13 protein-coding genes and 1 tRNA gene are annotated in these 16577 nt (G+C 57.1%); 9 read left to right on the forward strand and 5 right to left on the reverse strand.

Annotation, left to right across the window (positions count from 1 at the left end; all coding sequences use genetic code 11):
- The first annotated feature begins 19 nt into the window (after positions 1-19).
- The 4 genes from IAI47_RS07825 to IAI47_RS07840 all read left to right on the forward strand — a co-directional run bounded on the left by IAI47_RS07825 (position 20) and on the right by IAI47_RS07840 (position 4281).
- Complete coding sequence (locus tag IAI47_RS07825) at positions 20-1534, forward strand: sugar ABC transporter ATP-binding protein (protein ID WP_033743533.1); 1515 nt, start codon at positions 20-22, stop codon at positions 1532-1534.
- Positions 1535-1544: 10 nt separating this feature from the next.
- Positions 1545-2525: a ribose ABC transporter permease gene (locus IAI47_RS07830; protein ID WP_008926895.1), complete on the forward strand. Its 981-nt coding sequence runs from the start codon at positions 1545-1547 to the stop codon at positions 2523-2525.
- 90 nt (positions 2526-2615) lie between these two features.
- Positions 2616-3554 carry an ABC transporter substrate-binding protein gene (locus tag IAI47_RS07835; protein WP_008926894.1) on the forward strand — a complete coding sequence of 313 codons (939 nt, stop codon included), beginning with the start codon at positions 2616-2618 and terminating at the stop codon, positions 3552-3554.
- Between the two features lie 43 nt (positions 3555-3597).
- Complete coding sequence (locus IAI47_RS07840) at positions 3598-4281, forward strand: D-lyxose/D-mannose family sugar isomerase (protein WP_008926893.1); 684 nt, start codon at positions 3598-3600, stop codon at positions 4279-4281.
- 111 nt (positions 4282-4392) lie between these two features.
- On the opposite strand, the gene IAI47_RS07845 is transcribed toward IAI47_RS07840, so the two are convergent.
- Positions 4393-5265, reverse strand: coding sequence for an AraC family transcriptional regulator (locus IAI47_RS07845; RefSeq protein WP_003852463.1), 873 nt, complete (start codon positions 5263-5265; stop codon positions 4393-4395).
- Positions 5266-5430: 165 nt separating this feature from the next.
- Here IAI47_RS07845 and IAI47_RS07850 point away from each other — a divergent pair, with 165 nt between their 5' ends.
- Entirely contained in the window at positions 5431-6162 is a 732-nt protein-coding gene (locus tag IAI47_RS07850; protein WP_008926892.1) for an SDR family oxidoreductase, read from the forward strand.
- Positions 6163-6198: 36 nt separating this feature from the next.
- Here IAI47_RS07850 and IAI47_RS07855 read toward each other — a convergent pair whose 3' ends face one another.
- Positions 6199-6942 carry a response regulator gene (locus tag IAI47_RS07855; RefSeq protein WP_003852465.1) on the reverse strand — a complete coding sequence of 248 codons (744 nt, stop codon included), beginning with the start codon at positions 6940-6942 and terminating at the stop codon, positions 6199-6201.
- Between the two features lie 422 nt (positions 6943-7364).
- Here IAI47_RS07855 and IAI47_RS07860 point away from each other — a divergent pair, with 422 nt between their 5' ends.
- Positions 7365-8663, forward strand: a complete 1299-nt coding sequence (locus IAI47_RS07860; protein WP_223138353.1) for an NCS2 family permease — start codon at positions 7365-7367, stop codon at positions 8661-8663.
- 1461 nt (positions 8664-10124) lie between these two features.
- Here IAI47_RS07860 and IAI47_RS07865 read toward each other — a convergent pair.
- A complete protein-coding gene (locus tag IAI47_RS07865) occupies positions 10125-11579 on the reverse strand; it encodes an AMP nucleosidase (protein WP_008926890.1) in 1455 nt (484 codons plus the stop codon).
- Positions 11580-12044: 465 nt separating this feature from the next.
- On the opposite strand from IAI47_RS07865, the gene IAI47_RS07870 reads away from it, so the two are divergent.
- The 3 genes from IAI47_RS07870 to IAI47_RS07880 all read left to right on the forward strand — a co-directional run bounded on the left by IAI47_RS07870 (position 12045) and on the right by IAI47_RS07880 (position 15056).
- Positions 12045-13454: an EmmdR/YeeO family multidrug/toxin efflux MATE transporter gene (locus IAI47_RS07870; RefSeq protein WP_003854424.1), complete on the forward strand. Its 1410-nt coding sequence runs from the start codon at positions 12045-12047 to the stop codon at positions 13452-13454.
- Positions 13455-13647: 193 nt separating this feature from the next.
- A complete protein-coding gene (locus IAI47_RS07875; RefSeq protein WP_003854426.1) occupies positions 13648-14760 on the forward strand; it encodes a beta-propeller fold lactonase family protein in 1113 nt (370 codons plus the stop codon).
- A gap of 140 nt (positions 14761-14900) precedes the next feature.
- Positions 14901-15056 carry a hypothetical protein gene (locus tag IAI47_RS07880; protein WP_003854427.1) on the forward strand — a complete coding sequence of 52 codons (156 nt, stop codon included), beginning with the start codon at positions 14901-14903 and terminating at the stop codon, positions 15054-15056.
- Between the two features lie 401 nt (positions 15057-15457).
- Here the strand turns inward: IAI47_RS07880 and IAI47_RS07885 are convergent.
- A tRNA-Asn gene (locus tag IAI47_RS07885) sits at positions 15458-15533 on the reverse strand.
- 103 nt (positions 15534-15636) lie between these two features.
- Positions 15637-16410, reverse strand: a complete 774-nt coding sequence (gene mtfA / locus IAI47_RS07890; protein WP_008926889.1) for a DgsA anti-repressor MtfA — start codon at positions 16408-16410, stop codon at positions 15637-15639.
- Positions 16411-16577: the final 167 nt, after the last annotated feature.

Below are 16577 nucleotides of genomic sequence, written 5' to 3' on the forward strand. Positions count from 1 at the left end.
AGTCCGCAGGAGCGAGGCGATGACAGCCACACCAATACTGGAAATGCGGGGAATTACCCGACGCTTCGGCAATTTTTATGCCCTGAAGGGTGTCGATCTCACGGTCTGGCCCGGTGAGGTTCACGCACTGATGGGTGAGAACGGCGCGGGTAAAAGCACACTGATGAAGATTCTGGCCGGTGCCTATACCGCCAGCAGCGGGGAAATTTTAATTGAAGGTAAGCCCTGGGCACTGAAAGGGCCGAAAGAGGCGCTGGCTGCCGGGATTACCCTGATTTATCAGGAGATCAATCTGGCACCCAACCTGACGGTGGCAGAGAACATTTTTCTGGGTAGCGAAATTGCGCCTGGCGGGCTGGTGAAGCGGCGACAGATGGCTGAAGAGGCGCAGCGGGTCATTGATCGGCTCGGCGCACAGTTCAGCGCCTGGGATTTAGTCAGTCGTCTGAGCATCGCCGAGCAGCAGCAGGTGGAGATCGCCCGTGCGCTGCAGCGCAACAGCCGCATTCTGGTAATGGATGAGCCGACCGCCGCGCTCTCTAACCGCGAAACCGAACAGCTGTTTGCACTAATCAAACGGCTGCGCAGCGAAGGCATGGCGATTATCTACATCAGCCATCGCATGGCGGAAGTGTATGAGCTGTCTGATCGCGTCAGCGTGCTGCGTGATGGGCAATATGTGGGCAGCCTGACCCGTGACCAGCTTAACGCCAGTGAACTGGTGCGGATGATGGTCGGACGCCCGCTCAGCGACCTGTTTAACAAAGACCGTGCGATCCCTTTAGGCGACATCCGGCTGGCGGTGAATCACCTTACTGATGGCGGCAAAGTGCATCCCAGCAGTCTGGCAGTGCGGGCCGGAGAAATTGTCGGGCTGGCCGGGCTGGTAGGCGCCGGTCGCAGCGAACTGGCGCAGCTGATCTTCGGCGTACATAAGCCGAAAGAGGGCGAGATCTGGATCGACGGTGAGAAGGTCACCATTCATTCGCCGCGTGATGCGATTGCGCGCGGCATCGGCTTCCTCACCGAGAACCGCAAAGAGCAGGGACTGTTTCTGGAGATGGCCGCGCAGGAGAATATTGTGATGGCGACGCTGGAACGTGACGCCAGTTACGGGATGCTCAACCGACGCAAAGGGCAGACCATCGCCAATGAGGCGATCGCCTCACTCAATATTCGTGTTCCGCATGCTCAGGTCCGGGCGGGCGGTCTGTCCGGCGGGAACCAGCAAAAGCTGCTGATCTCGCGCTGGGTGGCGATTGGCCCGCGCATCCTGATTCTGGATGAGCCGACGCGCGGCGTCGATGTCGGCGCTAAAAGCGAGATCTACCGCATGATGCAGGAGATGGCGCGGCAGGGCGTGGCGATTTTAATGATCTCCAGCGAACTGCCGGAAGTGGTCGGGATGAGTGACCGCGTTTACGTGATGCACGAAGGCACCATCGTCGGTGAGCTGGAGGGCAGCCACATCAGTCAGGAAAATATTATGACGCTGGCAACCGGTGCGCACAGCGCGTCAACAGGCGAAATCTAAGGAGACCACCATGACACAACTGGCCCGCACCAAAGCGCCGACGCTGAAACGCGCCCTGATGGGCGATCTGCTGCAAACGGTGGGTATCCTGCCGATTCTGATCCTGATCGTGGCGGTATTTGGTTTCGTCACGCCAAACTTTTTTACTGAAGCCAACCTGCTCAACATTACCCGTCAGGCGTCGATCAACATTGTGCTGGCGGCGGGCATGACTTTCGTCATCCTCACCGGCGGTATCGATCTGTCGGTGGGGTCGATGCTGGGCACCACGGCGGTGGTGGCGCTGGTGGCGTCGCTGGACCCGATGCTCGCCTCCCTGACCATTCCGATGGCGCTGGGCGCGGGTCTGGTGATGGGGCTGTTCAACGGCATCCTGGTCGCCTGGGCCGGATTGCCCCCCTTTATTGTCACGCTGGGTACCTACACCGCATTGCGCGGAGCGGCGTATCTGCTGGCGAACGGCACCACGGTGATCAACTCCGATATTAACTTTGAATGGATTGGCAACGGCTATCTCGGGCCGGTGCCGTGGCTGATTGTGATTGCCTTTGCGGTGATTGCCATCTGCTGGTTCATCCTGCGTCGCACCACACTGGGCGTCCATATCTACGCCGTCGGTGGCAATATCCAGGCTGCACGCCTGACGGGCATCAAGGTTGGCGTCGTGCTGCTGTTTGTCTACGGCATGAGTGGCCTGCTGTCGGGGCTGGCCGGGCTGATGAGTGCCTCGCGGCTCTACAGCGCCAACGGCAACCTGGGCGTCGGTTATGAGCTGGATGCGATTGCCGCGGTGATTCTCGGCGGCACCAGCTTTGTCGGTGGTATCGGCACCATCACCGGCACACTGATTGGCGCACTGATTATCGCCACGCTGAATAACGGCATGACGCTGATGGGTGTCTCCTATTTCTGGCAGCTGGTGATCAAAGGCGCAGTGATCATCATCGCCGTTCTGATCGACAAATACCGTACCCGTCATCATGTGAGTTGAGGCTTAAAAGGGCGGATGCGTTATCTGGCCTCCGCCACCTAAAAAACGCCATTAAGTGGTTGGCACCTTGAAAACAGCAGGAGAAGGTCTATGCGTTTTAATCCGATTGTAACCGGGCTGCTGGCGGCAACGCTGTTCAGCACCGGCCTGGCTCAGGCAAAAGAACTCAAATCTATCGGCGTAACGGTCGGCGATCTGGCTAACCCCTTCTTCGTGCAGATCACTAAAGGCGCAGAGATGAAGGCGCGTCAGCTGGCGGGCGATAAAGTTAACGTCACGCTGGTCTCCAGCGGTTACGATCTTGGTCAGCAGGTCGGCCAGATTGATAACTTTATTGCAGCAAAAGTCGACATGATTATCCTCAACGCCGCCGACTCAAAAGGGATCGCCCCAGCCGTTAAACGGGCGCGTGACGCCGGTATCGTAGTGGTCGCGGTTGACGTGGCAGCCGATGGCGCGAATGCGACCATCACCTCCGATAACACCCAGGCAGGCGCAATGGCCTGTAAATATATCTCTGACCGTCTGAAGAACAAAGGCAATGTGGTGATCATCAACGGACCGCCTGTCTCTGCCGTGCAGAACCGTGTGGAAGGCTGCATGAACGAGCTGAAAACCCATCCGGACATCAAGCTGCTCTCCTCCAACCAGAACGCCAAAGGCAGTCGTGAAGGCGGACTGGAAGTGATGACCGGTCTGCTCTCGGCTAATCCAAAAATTGATGCGGTATTTGCCATCAATGATCCGACGGCTATCGGTGCGGATTTAGCGGCGAAACAGGCGCAGCGCAGCGAGTTCTTTATCGTGGGCGTCGATGGATCGCCGGACGGGGAAGAGGCATTGAAGCGTAAAAACTCACTGTTTGTCGCCACGCCAGCTCAGGACCCGCAGGTGATGGCTGCCAAAGCGGTTGAGATTGGCTATGACATTCTGCAGGGCAAACCGGCTCCGGATAAACCTGTGCTGATCCCGGTGAAGCTGATTGATCGTAATAATATCGGCAGCTATCAGGGCTGGACGGTGAAATAAGCGTTAGAGCGGCACCTTCGGGTGCCGCATTCAGGAGGCCAATATGCAACGTTCAGAGGTTAACGACTACCTGCAACATACCCGCGAATTTTTCCGGCAGCAGGATGTGCATCTTCCGTCCTGGGCCGATTACAGCATCCGTCAGTGGCGCGCGCAGGATCGTGAAGTGATACAGGAGATTCTGGCGCTGCGGCTGGGCTGGGATCTCACCAGTTTTGGTGCGGCTGATTTTTTTCAGACCGGATTGACGCTGTTTACTCTGCGTAATGGCTCCCCTGGCGGACAGCCCTGGCATAAACCCTACGCCGAAAAAATTATGCACGTACGTGAAGGGCAACTGACACCTATGCACTACCATCCGCGCAAGATGGAGGACATCATCAATCGCGGTGGTGGCAACCTGATTGTTGAACTGCATAACCGCGACGGAGACGGGCTGGCCGACTCGCCGGTGGTGGTGTCGCTGGATGGCATGCGACAGACCCATGGGGCCGGAACACAGCTGCGGCTTTCACCGGGTGAAAGTGTGACTTTGGAGGCGGGGATCTGGCACAGCTTCTGGGGCGAAAGCGGCTTTGGTGACGTGCTGGTGGGCGAAGTGTCGATGCCCAATGATGACGAGAACGACAATGTGTTTCTGACACCGCTGGCCCGTTTCAACCCGCTGGATGAGGATGAAGCGCCGCGCTGGCTGCTGTGTAATGACTATGCGCATGCCTTTCTCTGAGCCGCATTTATTGCGTTCATTCCCTGAATCTTTTCAATCAATCTCAGTGCAAAATCTCAGTGCAACATTGCCGGCCTCACGGCGTCAGGCCGCGCTGAGCGTGCGCTGTGTTCACCTCAATGATTTCGCGAGGTGTTCAGCGTTATTCAGCCTGAGTTTTCTGATACTGCGGGCGGGGGGCTCACCGAACAGGCGTGCATATTCACGGGTAAACTGCGTCAGACTTTCGTAGCCCACATCTGCCGCAACAGCGGCGACATTACCGGGGCGTAACATAAGCGTCTTGCGCGCCTCGTAAAGCCGGAGATGTTTTTGATACTGCAGCGGGGAAAGTCCGGTGCTGGCCCGGAAACCACGATGAAAGGCTGAGAGACTCATGCCCGCAATCGCCGCCATATCCTCAATACGAAGCGCGGCGGCATAGTGTGTACGCAACCAGACCAGCGCCTTTCTGATCTTCGCGAAATACCCGTTCACCTCTGCTGCCTGACGCAGTAAACCGCCCTGTGGGCTCAGCAACAGCCGATAAAGAATCTCGCGCTCTACTAACGGCGCCATCACCCTAATCTCGCCAGGCTTTGCTATCAGGCGCACCATCCGCAGCCAGGCATCCACCAGCGCCTCATCCACCCGATTGACTGACATGCCACTCTTTGTTTTGGGCGCATCGGTCATGGGCATCTGATGCAATAGTTCGCTGATAGCAGTGAAATCCAGTGTCAGGCGCACCGCCAGATAAGGTGAGATTTCACTGGCCTCTGTAATTTCGCCTGTGGCGGGCAGGTCGAACGACGCCGTGAACATCTCTCCGGCGGAATAGCGGAGAGAGCGTTCGCCCATCTGCAGCCTTTTTTCTCCCTGCAGTATCAGGCTGACGAAAGGCGAATAGATTTCCGGCGGCAGGGGCATCGGCTGACTGACGCGGTAAAAATCCACGCGCGGAATCGCCGTCGCCGTGAGTTCATCAGCCGTGCATGCCAGCATTTCATCTCTTATCGCATCAAGCCTGTTTATGGGACACCTCTCCGGCGGTTGCCGTGTGCAGAGTGAGAAAAGCAGTAACAGGCAAATTTTAGGCAGGATTACAGCCGCCGCACAATCGGCTGAGGATTATTCTCGCTCTCTGACCATTTTACTGGAGGGGATGACATGAGAATTGAGAACGCCGTGATTATGATTACCGGTGCATCGTCGGGCATCGGAGAAGCCACCGCGCGTGCGGCGCTGGAGGCGGGTGCGCAGGTTATTTTACTGGCACGACGCAAAGACCGCCTGGTTGCCCTCGTGGGAGAATCAGGCAAAGCACTGGCTGTGGCCTGCGATGTGACGCAGCCAGAGCAGATTGCAGATGCTGTCAGGCAGGGGATAGCACGCTTTGGCCGGATTGATGTGTTAATCAACAATGCCGGGCAGGGGTTGTTCGCGGCGGTTGAGGAGATTGCTGCAAGCGAGTTCAGAGCGCTGCTCGACCTGAATCTGATCGCGCCGCTGATGATGATGCAGGCGGTGATCCCGCAGATGCGGGCGCAGGGCGAGGGGTGCATTATCAACGTCAGTTCCGGTGCAACCCTGGCAACCTGGCCGGGATCGGCGGCCTATACCAGTTCCAAAGCGGGACTGAATATGCTCTCCGGCGTGGCACGGCTGGAACTGGCGGACGCCGGGATAACGGTATCTGCTGTTTATCCATTCATGACCGTCTCGGAATTTTACCAGTCGGTGAAATCGGGGCAGGACGTTGCGATTGCGCAGGCACAGCAGAGCGCCGCAATTGCGCATACGCCGCAGCGCGTGGCTGAAACGATTCTCACCGTCATTCAGAGCGGAGAGGCGCAGGTCGATCTGGTGCCGCGCGCCTATGGCGGAAGTTATGAGGGATGAGTACCGGCCAGCGGAACGCAGGCCGGGTAAAGTGATTCAGGCGATCTGGCTGGCGCGTAGCGCGGCTTCGGGTTTCATCACGTCAGCGGAAAAGACATAGCCCAGCCCGCGAATGGTGCGAATCAGGTCGGGCTGATGCGGGTTAGTTTCGATTTTGCGGCGCAGTCGCATGATCAGCACATCGATGGTACGGTCAAATACGTCCAGGCTTTCGCTGTGGGTCAGCTCCAGCAACTGATCACGGGTCAGTACTTTGCGGGCATGGCGCACCAGCGCGTGCAGCAGGCTGTATTCTCCCTGGGTCAGCGGCACCAGTTCATGCTGCGGATTAAACAGCTGGCAGCGGCCATCGTCCAGTTGCCAGCCGCCAAAACGCCAGCCCGCCTGTTCGGGGTGAGCCTGCGCAATGCGTCCGCTGCGACGCAGTGCTGCACGGGCGCGCGCCACTACCACGCGTGGATTAAAAGGTTTGGCAATATAGTCATCTGCGCCCATCTCCAGACCCACGACCATCTCCGCTTCCGAACCCATGCCCGTCAGCATAATCACCAGCACGTCCGGCCGCTGACGCTGGAGCTGCTGCAACACCAGCAATCCGTTGGTATCGGGCAACATCATATCCAGCATCACCAGCGAAATTTCCGGGTGTTCGCTGAGCATGGAGAGCGCCTCGCGTCCCTGATGACAGCTGTAGACAGTTAACAGATGTTCACTTAACGCATCCTGCAGGACGTCGCAGACAGCAGGATCATCATCCACCACCAAAATCGCTGGCTTCATGGCGCGGCCTCAATGTTACGAAGGAGTTAATTCTGGAGTCTACACAGGCCAGAAATGGTTGCTGAGGCAGCGTGCTGAAACGTGACCAGCTTCGCCTGTGAGAGTGCGGAAGCGTGCGCTGGCGCAGAGTTTTTCAGGGTGACGCATTTGCCGCAGGAAAACGATTGCGCGGAATCGGTGCATTGCACCATAATCGCGCCCTGTTTTGATTCGGAATCTTCTTAGGCGTGGCCGGCTCTGCCAGGTAATCGATTGCGTCGGCGGGTGGCATGGCAATTGCTTAGGCCAACAGGTTACACAGGGATTTCAGGCGGTTCTGGCAAGCAAGTATGCAGCGGCCAGGACAATGTCCCGGAAACAGAATAAATCAGCATGCAAACCCCTTTGGCAAGTGAGACTCCTGTCTCCTGTATCGAGAGATGATGATGTTAGAAAAACTATTCAAACTCAAAGCACATAACACGACGGTTCGTACCGAGATTATCGCCGGGATCACCACCTTCCTGGCGATGGCTTATATTCTGTTTGTGAACCCGAGCATTCTGGGCGCAACCGCCATGGACAAGGGCGCGGTATTTGTCGCGACCTGTCTGGCGGCGGCGATTGGTTGTGTGCTGATGGGGCTGATTGCCAACTATCCGATTGCGCTGGCGCCGGGTATGGGACTGAACGCTTTCTTCACCTATACCGTGGTGCTGCATATGGGCTACACGTGGCAGATTGCGCTGGGTGCGGTGTTTCTCTCAGCAGTGATTTTCTTTGCGATGTCACTGTTTAAGATTCGTGAGTGGATTATTGCCAGTATCCCGCTGCCGCTGCGTGCCGGGATTGGCGCTGGTATCGGGCTGTTTCTGGCAATTATTGCGCTGGAAGGGGCAGGCATCGTGGTTGATAACCCGGCGACGCTGGTGGGTATTGGCGATCTGACTAAACCCGGCCCGCTGCTGGCAATGCTGGGCTTTGTGGTGATCGTGGTGCTGGAAGCACGCCGCGTAACCGGTGCGGTGCTGATCGGCATTCTGCTGGTGACCTTTATCTCCATGGGCATTGGCCTGTCGCCGTTCGCGGGCGTTTTCTCAGCTCCGCCATCGATTGCACCGACCTTTTTGCAGCTTGATATTGCCGGGGCATTTAACGTTGGCCTGGTCAGCGTGATTTTTGCCTTCCTGTTTGTCGATGTGTTTGATAACACCGGCACACTGCTGGGCGTGACCAAACGTGCCGGTCTGGCTGATGAGCAGGGTAACGTGCCGAAGATGGGCCGTGCGCTGATTGCCGACAGTGCCGCTGCACTGTTTGGTTCGCTGCTCGGCACCTCGACCACCACCAGTTATGTGGAATCGGCGGCGGGTGTGAGTGCTGGAGGCCGTACCGGCCTGACGGCGATCGTAGTAGGTGTGCTGTTCCTGCTGGCGCTGTTCTTCTCGCCGCTGGCTTCCAGCGTGCCGGTCTATGCCACCGCACCTGCGCTGCTGTTTGTGGCTGTGCTGATGACATCCGGTCTGGCTGATATTGACTGGAAAGATATTACTACCGCTGCGCCAGTCACCGTGACTGCGTTGACCATGCCGCTGACTTATTCTATTGCTAACGGCATTGCGTTTGGTTTCATTACCTGGACGCTGGTGAAGTTGCTGAGCGGTCGTGTGAAAGAGATAAATGCGGCGCTGGTGATTCTGTCGATTCTGTTTGTGATTAAGCTGGGATGGCTGAGTGCTTAGCTGTTGCCTGGCGGCAGGGATGTTACGCCTTGCGGCGGGCTGGCGCTGAGCGGGTTACGCTGAGAAGGTTACGCCCGCCAGGCGGTGGGGAGTTTCAGGTTGCCCGTGCAGGCGGACGCGTCAAGGGGCGAACGCCCGCCCCTTAACAATCCCGGCGTCCGGCAGCCTGCGCGCCCCGCGTTGCGGGGTGCCTTCGTCACGCTCTGCGGCCTGCGGACCGTCCGGACGCGCCATCCCTGGCGCGTTCCGTCCTTTCGCCGACGTCCTGTCGGCTCATCCTTGCCTCCGGTTGTTCCTCAGCGCTTCGGATGCCTCGGGGAAACCCCAGCCGGTAGGTTTCCTGCCCGGTGGGGGAGTTCAGGCCGCTGAAAGCGGGGGAAGAGCTGCACTGGTTTCGCTTTGCAGCGGGTTGACACTGAGCGGGTCTCGCTTTGCGGCGTGTTCATATTGAGAAGATTACGTTGCGCGGTGCCTGCCCACTGAGCGGGTTACGCCCGCCAGGCGGTGGGGAGTTTCAGGTTGCCTGTGCAGGCGGACGCGTTAAGGGGCGTACGCCCGCCCCTTAACAATCCCGGCGTCCGGCAGCCTGCGCGCCCCGCCTTGCGGGGTGCCTTCGTCACGCCCTGCGGCCCGCGGACCGTCCGGACGCGCCTTCCCTGGCGCGTTCCGTCCTTTCGCCGACGTCCTGTCGGCTCATCCTTGCCTCCGGTTGTTCCTCAGCGCTTCGGATGCCTCAGGTAAACCCCCGCCTTTAATATCCTGGTTTTTATCGGACATAGCGTTGTCTGGTGGTTTGAAAGCCAAAGCTAATTTTGAAAACCATCAGCGGCAATGCACCAGCATTAAAAAGAAGAGGCAACATTTGATAGGGTGAAGAGCCATTCTTCCTGCCAGGCAGAGAGCCGCAGACAATCCTCCGGACTTACAGCGATGACGTAACCAACACAAACAGAAGAGATAAAAGCGGGGAAGGGAGGCCGTCAGAACCGCTGAGCGGATGAGGGATTTCAGGACGAGCGGCAGGGATGCCGCGAAGAGGCGGGTTCGCGCCAGGGAGGGCGCGTCCCGCCGGTCCGTAAGAAATCCGGAAGAAGCGAAGGAACCGCGAAGCGGCGGTGAAGCAGGCCGGAGCCCGGGGTCAAGGGGGCGCGGCGACTGGCGCCCCCTTGTTGGTCGCCTGCAGAGGCGTAACTGAAACTGGCCAGCTCACCAGGCGAACGAAACCTTCTCATAGCCCGTTCGCGCAGCGAACACCCTGGCTTTAGCGTACGCAGCCCGCCAGGCGAACGAAACCTTCTCATAGCCCGTTCGCGCAGCGAACACCCTGGCTTTAGCGTACGCAGCCCGCCAGGCGAACGAAACCCTCTCATAGCCCGTTCGCGCAGCGAACTAACACCAGCCCCAGCTCCGCAGCCCGCCCGTTCGCGCAGCGAACACTCCCCCTCGCCAGCGGCGAAAAACTTACCTGAAAGGCGGCTCATTGAACGTCCGCAACTTACGCGAATGCAACTTATCACCCTCGGCGCGCAGCAACTCAACCGCATGAATGCCAATCTGCAGATGCTCCGAAATCGCCCCTTCGTAGAAGCGGTTCGCCTGACCAGGCAGCTTAATCTCGCCGTGCAGCGGCTTATCCGAAACGCACAGCAGCGTGCCATACGGCACACGGAAGCGATAACCCTGCGCGGCAATAGTGGCGCTCTCCATATCGACTGCGACGGCGCGGCTCAGGTTAAAGCGCAGAGCCGACGCGGAGTAACGTAACTCCCAGTTGCGATCGTCAGTGGTCACCACGGTGCCAGTACGCAGACGCTGCTTCACCTCTTCGCCAGGCATATTACTCACAGCTTTTGTGGCGTCGTAGAGCGCGCGCTGCACTTCGGCAATGCTAGGCACCGGGATGTCTGGCGGAAGCACGCTGTCGAGCACGTGATCGTCACGCAGATAGGCGTGGGCCAGCACGTAATCGCCAATTCGCTGGCTCTCACGCAGACCGCCACAGTGACCAATCATCAGCCAGGCGTGAGGGCGCATTACCGCGAGATGATCGCAGATGGTTTTAGCATTCGACGGGCCGACGCCGATATTGATCAACGTAATACCACGGCGATTCGGCGAAGTCAGATGCCAGGCTGGCATCTGGTGCTTCTTCCACGCCAGATCAGAAAGCATCGACTCACTGTCGGCGGTGTCCGAGGTCAGCACTACATCGCCGGCACAGGCCAGGCTGTCGTAAGGGGTATTGGGATCACGTACCTGCTCAATCGCCCAGCGCACAAACTCGTCAACATAACGGGTGTAGTTAGTGAACAGCACAAACGGCTGGAAGTGCTCCACGCTGGTGCCGGTGTAATGACGCAGGCGGGCCAGCGAGAAGTCGGTGCGCAGTGCGTCAAAATGCGACAGCGGGAATTTGGCGTCAGCGTGGAACAGACCGTCGGTGGTCTCATCGCCAATCTGTGACAGCTCGGTGGTCGGGAAGTGGCGTGCAATACCGGCACTCATGGTGCGATCCAGTGACAGATCGGAGCCGTCGATCACGTAAGGATAGGGGATCTCCTGGCTGGACGGCACCACGTCAATCTCCAGCTGATACTCCTTCTCCAGCATTGCCAGCTGTTCCGCAATATAGTGACGCAGCAACGCCGGACGGGTGACGGTGGTGCTGTAACTGCCGGTGTGGGTAAAACGTCCCCAGGCACGTGTGCGGTTCTGCTGCGGGCCTTCGCCGTGCCAGGTGATGCGCAGCTCGGGGTAGACAAACAGTCCCGCTGCCCGATCGGCCTCATCCGGCAGCGTGCCGTTTTCGGTGAAGACTTTAATCGCCGCACGCAGCGCATCAACGGCACTGTCGTAGAGGCGTTCAAGTTCATCCAGCGCCTGCTGGCTGGTCAGGTTTTTCCGTAGTGTCGGCATGGTTTCTCCTTCCATTTTTTTCCGCAATTTGCCCCAAGCTTAGCGGGTTTGCTGCAGAGATTGGTGAAGAATCTGTGATTGCTGATTTTTCGCGCTAACGAAGCGGGAAATCTGAGCAGTACGGTTTTAAGGATGAGTCAGTCGCACTGAGGTCCGTTAAGTAAATCTTTACTATCAGACAGGATGATTAGCCGTCATTAACTGCGTTACGGATGACGAATGCGCCGTAAAGCAGCCTTATGCAAGCCGGCGGTAATCTATCATAACGTCAGGTAAATAATCAGAATTGCTACAGCGGACAGGGCGGTGAGGCAGAATCTGCCGTAACGGGATTAAAAAGTTTGTAACCATGATTAATTTGCGCCGGAAAGACTTTGCATATTTCTCAGCCCCCTATCATCATTAGATCTCCTATCCAGTCACTTCTGATTTGGTAATCCTTTGCAAAATCCCGGCGTAGCAGTGATGCAGGCGATCAGGCGCACGGCGTGGTATCCAAAACGCCGCTCTTATCGCACGCTCTACTGGCGTGAAATATCGCCACTGGCAGTGCCTATCTTCTTCGAGAACGCCTGTGTGTTGTTGATGGGCGTTCTGAGCACCTTCCTGGTCAGCTGGCTGGGTAAAGAGGCGATGGCAGGCGTGGGCCTGGCTGACAGCTTCAACATGGTGATCATCTCATTCTTTGCCGCCATCGATCTCGGCACCACGGTGGTGGTGGCGTTCAGCCTGGCAAAACGCAACGGGAAGCGCGCCCGCGCCGCCACGCGACAGTCGCTGGCTATGATGACGATACTTGCCTTTGTGCTGGTGATCGCCATTGAGTTCTGGGGTCATTTGATTGTCGATGCGATCGCCGGTGCAGCCGATCCCAAAGTGAAAGAACTGGCGCTGAGCTATCTGCAGACGTCCGCCTGGAGCTATCCGGCTGCGGCCATCACACTGATCGGCAGCGGGGCGCTGCGCGGTGCAGGCAACACCAAAATTCCGATGCTGATTAACGGCGGCATGAACATCCTGAACATCATCATCAGTAGCGTGCTGATTTATGGCTGCTTCTCGTGGGACGGTTTAGGCTTTGTCGGGGCCGGACTCGGACTTACCATCACCCGCTATATCGGGGCGATCGCGGTGATTTACGTGCTGATGATCGGCTTTAACGCCTCGCTGAAAATCACGCTATCGAGCTATTTCCGGCGCTGGAACAGCAGCATCCTGATGGAAGTTTTAGGCATAGGTGTGCCTGCCAGTATCGAGTCTGTGTTGTTCAACGGCGGCAAACTCCTGACCCAGGTCTTTGTGGCAGGGATGGGCACCAGTGAAATTGCCGGTAACTTCATCGCGTTCTCTGTTGCATCCCTGATCAACCTGCCGGGCAATGCGCTGGGCTCTGCATCCACCATTATTACCGGCACACGATTAGGCCGGAATCAGGTGTTCCAGGCGGAACGCCAGGTGCGGCATGTTTTCTGGCTGGCGACGGCATGTCTGAGTGCGATAGCGCTGTTGACCGTACCGCTGGCCGGGTTACTGGCCCGCTTCTATACCAGCGATCCGGAGGTGATAAACGTAACGAAGCACCTGCTCTGGCTTAACGCGCTCTTTATGCCGCTATGGGCCGCGTCCTGGGTGCTGCCCGCCGGACTTAAGGGCGCGCGTGATGCGCGTTACACCATGTATGTCTCAATGTTCAGCATGTGGTGCGCCCGTGTGGTGGCCGGTTATCTGCTCGGCATTGTGCTTGGGATGGGCGTCACCGGTGTCTGGCTGGGGATGTTCCTCGACTGGACGGTGCGCGGCATCTTCTTCTGGTGGCGGCTCAATAGCGGTAAGTGGCTCGATCGCTACCGGAAGATGATCGCCAAAACCGGTTAGCGTTCTGCTTACGCCTTCCCTGATTCTGGGGGAGGCGTTAAATCTCATTCCCGCCCCAAAAAATAACATCTCCGTCACATCTCCAGACTTCTGGTCCTAAATTCAGACAGTTGCACAAAGCCAGCCTCATCAGACGGGGTTAGCGTAATGCCTGCTGCGCACTGACGCAGAGACTACTTATCAAGGTGACCCTATGATCCGTCTCAAAACGGCGCTGGCACTTCTGCCGCTGCTGTGTAGCTGCCCGCTGTGGGCGACAACCTTTGTCTATGTGTCGAATGCTGAATCCGGCACCGTTTCCCGCTATCAGCTCAGTGAGGCGAACGGCAGCCTGAAATGGTGGGGCGATACGCCGGCCGGAAAAAAAATCATGCCGCTGGCGGCCAGCCCGGATGGTAAACATCTCTATGGTGCGCTGCGCAGTCCGCCTTATTCGATCATCAGCTGGCGCGTTACCGGGCCGCAGGGTGATTTGCAGAAACTGGCGGTAACGCCGGTTGCAGCCAGCTTCCCGTGGATTACCACTGATAAGAGCGGACGCTATCTGCTGGCCGCCTCCTATGACAGCGATATCGTCACCAGCAACCGGATTGATGACAAAGGGATTGTGACCGCGCAGGTCACGGGCGAAGTGAAAACCGGGCCCCATGCCCATTCCGTAATTACCGACGTCACTAACCATTCACTCTACGTTGGCAATCTTGGCGCGGATCGGGTGCTGCAATATACCTTTGCCAGTGACGGGGCCATCACGCCACTGGGCACCGGTTTTGTTCAGGGCGAGAAAAACAGCGGCGCACGACATTCCGTGATTTCACCAGATAATCGTTTTCTCTACAACCTCGCGGAGATGAGCGGCACCATCACGCAATTCCGACGTGCAGCGGATGGCTCGCTGTCAGAGCTGAAACGCTGGCCAAATGCGGTGGCGAAGAAATATAACCTGCAGCATGGCGAGCAGCGCCCGGCGGGTTACAGCGATCCGACACCGCGCATCTGGGCGGCAGACATCAAAATTACGCCGGATGGGCAATTTATCTACGTGACCGAGCGCACCTCCAGCACCGTCAGCGGCTACCGGGTGGATAAACAATCCGGTGAGTTAACGCTAATCGGCAGCTGGCCGGTTGAAAAACAGCCGCGCAGTATAGCTATCGATGCAAAGGGCAAATGGCTGATCGTCAGCGGCGAGAAGAGTGCCGTGATTGGCAGTTACGCTATCGATCCTGCCAGCGGCGAACTGAAACGGGTCGCTGAAGCACCTGCTGGTAAAGGCGCGAACTGGGTGACGCTGATTACGCAGTAACAGACCTGTTTCTGGCGCTGACTAATCAGCCGGGCAGGCTGCTTATGCCATCTCCGGCATAAGCAGCGCAGAAATTTTTGCTTCAGATTGCGCGCACAAACAGGTTTACTCAGGTTATAAACCGATGCGGAGAACCTGAGATGAAACAGAAACTGATAGCCTGGTTTGAACAGCTGCTGAGTGGCCCCGGAGTGAGTCAGCATGGGCATGATATCAATGTCGAGCTGCTGCTGCCGCTGAGCCAGCTGTATGGGCTGGAATATTATCCGGCTGTGCATCGCTATCATGAAAAATAGTGGTTGTTGTGTTTTGTGTGTTTGAAGACCCGTAATCTGAGCGGGCTTTTTTACGCAAGGGGATTGAGAGGCTGAGTCCGTTGATGAGTAGAGGTTCAATTTGGCAAAAATGCACTCAGGCAAAACAATAATGACGTCTCCTGAACGTCTCTTACGCCACGAGTATCAATCTCAGATCTAAAAAGCCCGGCGTTTTTTCTTTGAGACAAGTTTGTGCCATAACGGCATCTACCGCTTATTGGCCAATAATGAAATGGAACAACCATTGCCAAAATGCATATCTGAAAAAGGGTGTGGGATGACGTGTTTTTAATTGAAAGGGGATAAATATGAAGGAAGGGATATCCAACGGGTATAAAGCAAAAAAGCAGATATCCGAAGATATCTGCTTTCTCTAATTCTGGCTCCTCTGACTGGACTCGAACCAGTGACATACGGATTAACAGTCCGCCGTTCTACCGACTGAACTACAGAGGAATCGTTTGAACGAGGCGAATATTAACGGCGTCGCTCTAAGGTGTCAACAGCAAAAAATACATTATCATTCAACTGGCTAGGTTTAACGCAAAGCGATCGGGATTTAAGCAGTTTGCGCCGTGTCAGTAGCGATCCGGGTCAGCGGATCCTGCTGATAAAACTGTCGCAGATGCTGATACATGGCGGGAAAGCGTTCTGCCAGCAGAACCGGGGCCGTAAAGAAATATTCTGAGAGCACAGCGAAGCACTCAGCCGGATCGCTGGCGGCATAAGGATCAATAGTGGCAGCCTGTTCGCCCACCAGCTCGACCTCACTCTCAATTTCTGCCATCGCGGCACGCAAATCCTTTTCCCACTGCGCCACGTCTCGCAGCGGTATCACCGGAACACCGCTGGTGTAACCACTGCCGCGCGCATCCAGCTTATGTGCCACCTCATGAATAACCAGATTAAAGCCGGAGAGGTCAAAGGAGTCCTGAATATCCAGCCAGTTGAGGACTACCGGTCCCTGTGTCCAGCTCTGTCCTGAGTGAACGGCAGGCGCACTGTGAACCAGCCCATGCTCATCCTGCCAGTGATCGTCGACCTCGAATGGCTCGGGATAGATCAGCACATCGTGAAAACCGTCCAGCCACTCCAGACCCAGCTTCAGGACAGGCAGAGAAAAGAGCAGGGCGATGCGCACGCTGCGCAGTTCATCAAGCTGTGCACCCTCGAGAGGCACCAGTTTTTTCTGCTGCAGAAAGCGCTTTGCCAGCTCAACCAACGCCTGTTGCTCGTCATTGCTGAGCAGGCTGAATACCGGCTGTGCCAGACCCTGCTGCCACGGTAATGTAGCCAGCATGTCGTCATGCGTTTTCCAGGGCCATTTAAACATCGCAACTCCCGCACAGAATCGGACTATTTCACTATCCTGACGCGGCAGATATAAAAATGCCAGCATCGAATGCTGGCACCAGTTGCTGGCTACAGGGCTGAAGGCTGTCTATTCAACCCGTTAGCGCGACCGTTGTCTGTGATTCAACCCGCAAAGCGCAGGGCTAA

It is taken from the genome of Pantoea sp. MT58 (assembly GCF_014495885.1).
GTDB lineage: Bacteria > Pseudomonadota > Gammaproteobacteria > Enterobacterales > Enterobacteriaceae > Pantoea > Pantoea eucalypti.

What these genes read in the sequence shown, in the direction of transcription:
- IAI47_RS07825 (WP_033743533.1), top strand. Translation starts at nt 20, where the DNA reads ATGACAGCCACACCAATACTGGAAATGCGGGGAATTACCCGACGCTTC.
- IAI47_RS07830 (WP_008926895.1), top strand. Translation starts at nt 1,545, where the DNA reads ATGACACAACTGGCCCGCACCAAAGCGCCGACGCTGAAACGCGCCCTG.
- IAI47_RS07835 (WP_008926894.1), top strand. Translation starts at nt 2,616, where the DNA reads ATGCGTTTTAATCCGATTGTAACCGGGCTGCTGGCGGCAACGCTGTTC.
- IAI47_RS07840 (WP_008926893.1), top strand. Translation starts at nt 3,598, where the DNA reads ATGCAACGTTCAGAGGTTAACGACTACCTGCAACATACCCGCGAATTT.
- IAI47_RS07845 (WP_003852463.1), bottom strand. Translation starts at nt 5,265, where the DNA reads ATGCTGGCATGCACGGCTGATGAACTCACGGCGACGGCGATTCCGCGC.
- IAI47_RS07850 (WP_008926892.1), top strand. Translation starts at nt 5,431, where the DNA reads ATGAGAATTGAGAACGCCGTGATTATGATTACCGGTGCATCGTCGGGC.
- IAI47_RS07855 (WP_003852465.1), bottom strand. Translation starts at nt 6,942, where the DNA reads ATGAAGCCAGCGATTTTGGTGGTGGATGATGATCCTGCTGTCTGCGAC.
- IAI47_RS07860 (WP_223138353.1), top strand. Translation starts at nt 7,365, where the DNA reads ATGATGTTAGAAAAACTATTCAAACTCAAAGCACATAACACGACGGTT.
- IAI47_RS07865 (WP_008926890.1), bottom strand. Translation starts at nt 11,579, where the DNA reads ATGCCGACACTACGGAAAAACCTGACCAGCCAGCAGGCGCTGGATGAA.
- IAI47_RS07870 (WP_003854424.1), top strand. Translation starts at nt 12,045, where the DNA reads ATGCAGGCGATCAGGCGCACGGCGTGGTATCCAAAACGCCGCTCTTAT.
- IAI47_RS07875 (WP_003854426.1), top strand. Translation starts at nt 13,648, where the DNA reads ATGATCCGTCTCAAAACGGCGCTGGCACTTCTGCCGCTGCTGTGTAGC.
- IAI47_RS07880 (WP_003854427.1), top strand. Translation starts at nt 14,901, where the DNA reads ATGAAACAGAAACTGATAGCCTGGTTTGAACAGCTGCTGAGTGGCCCC.
- mtfA (WP_008926889.1), bottom strand. Translation starts at nt 16,410, where the DNA reads ATGTTTAAATGGCCCTGGAAAACGCATGACGACATGCTGGCTACATTA.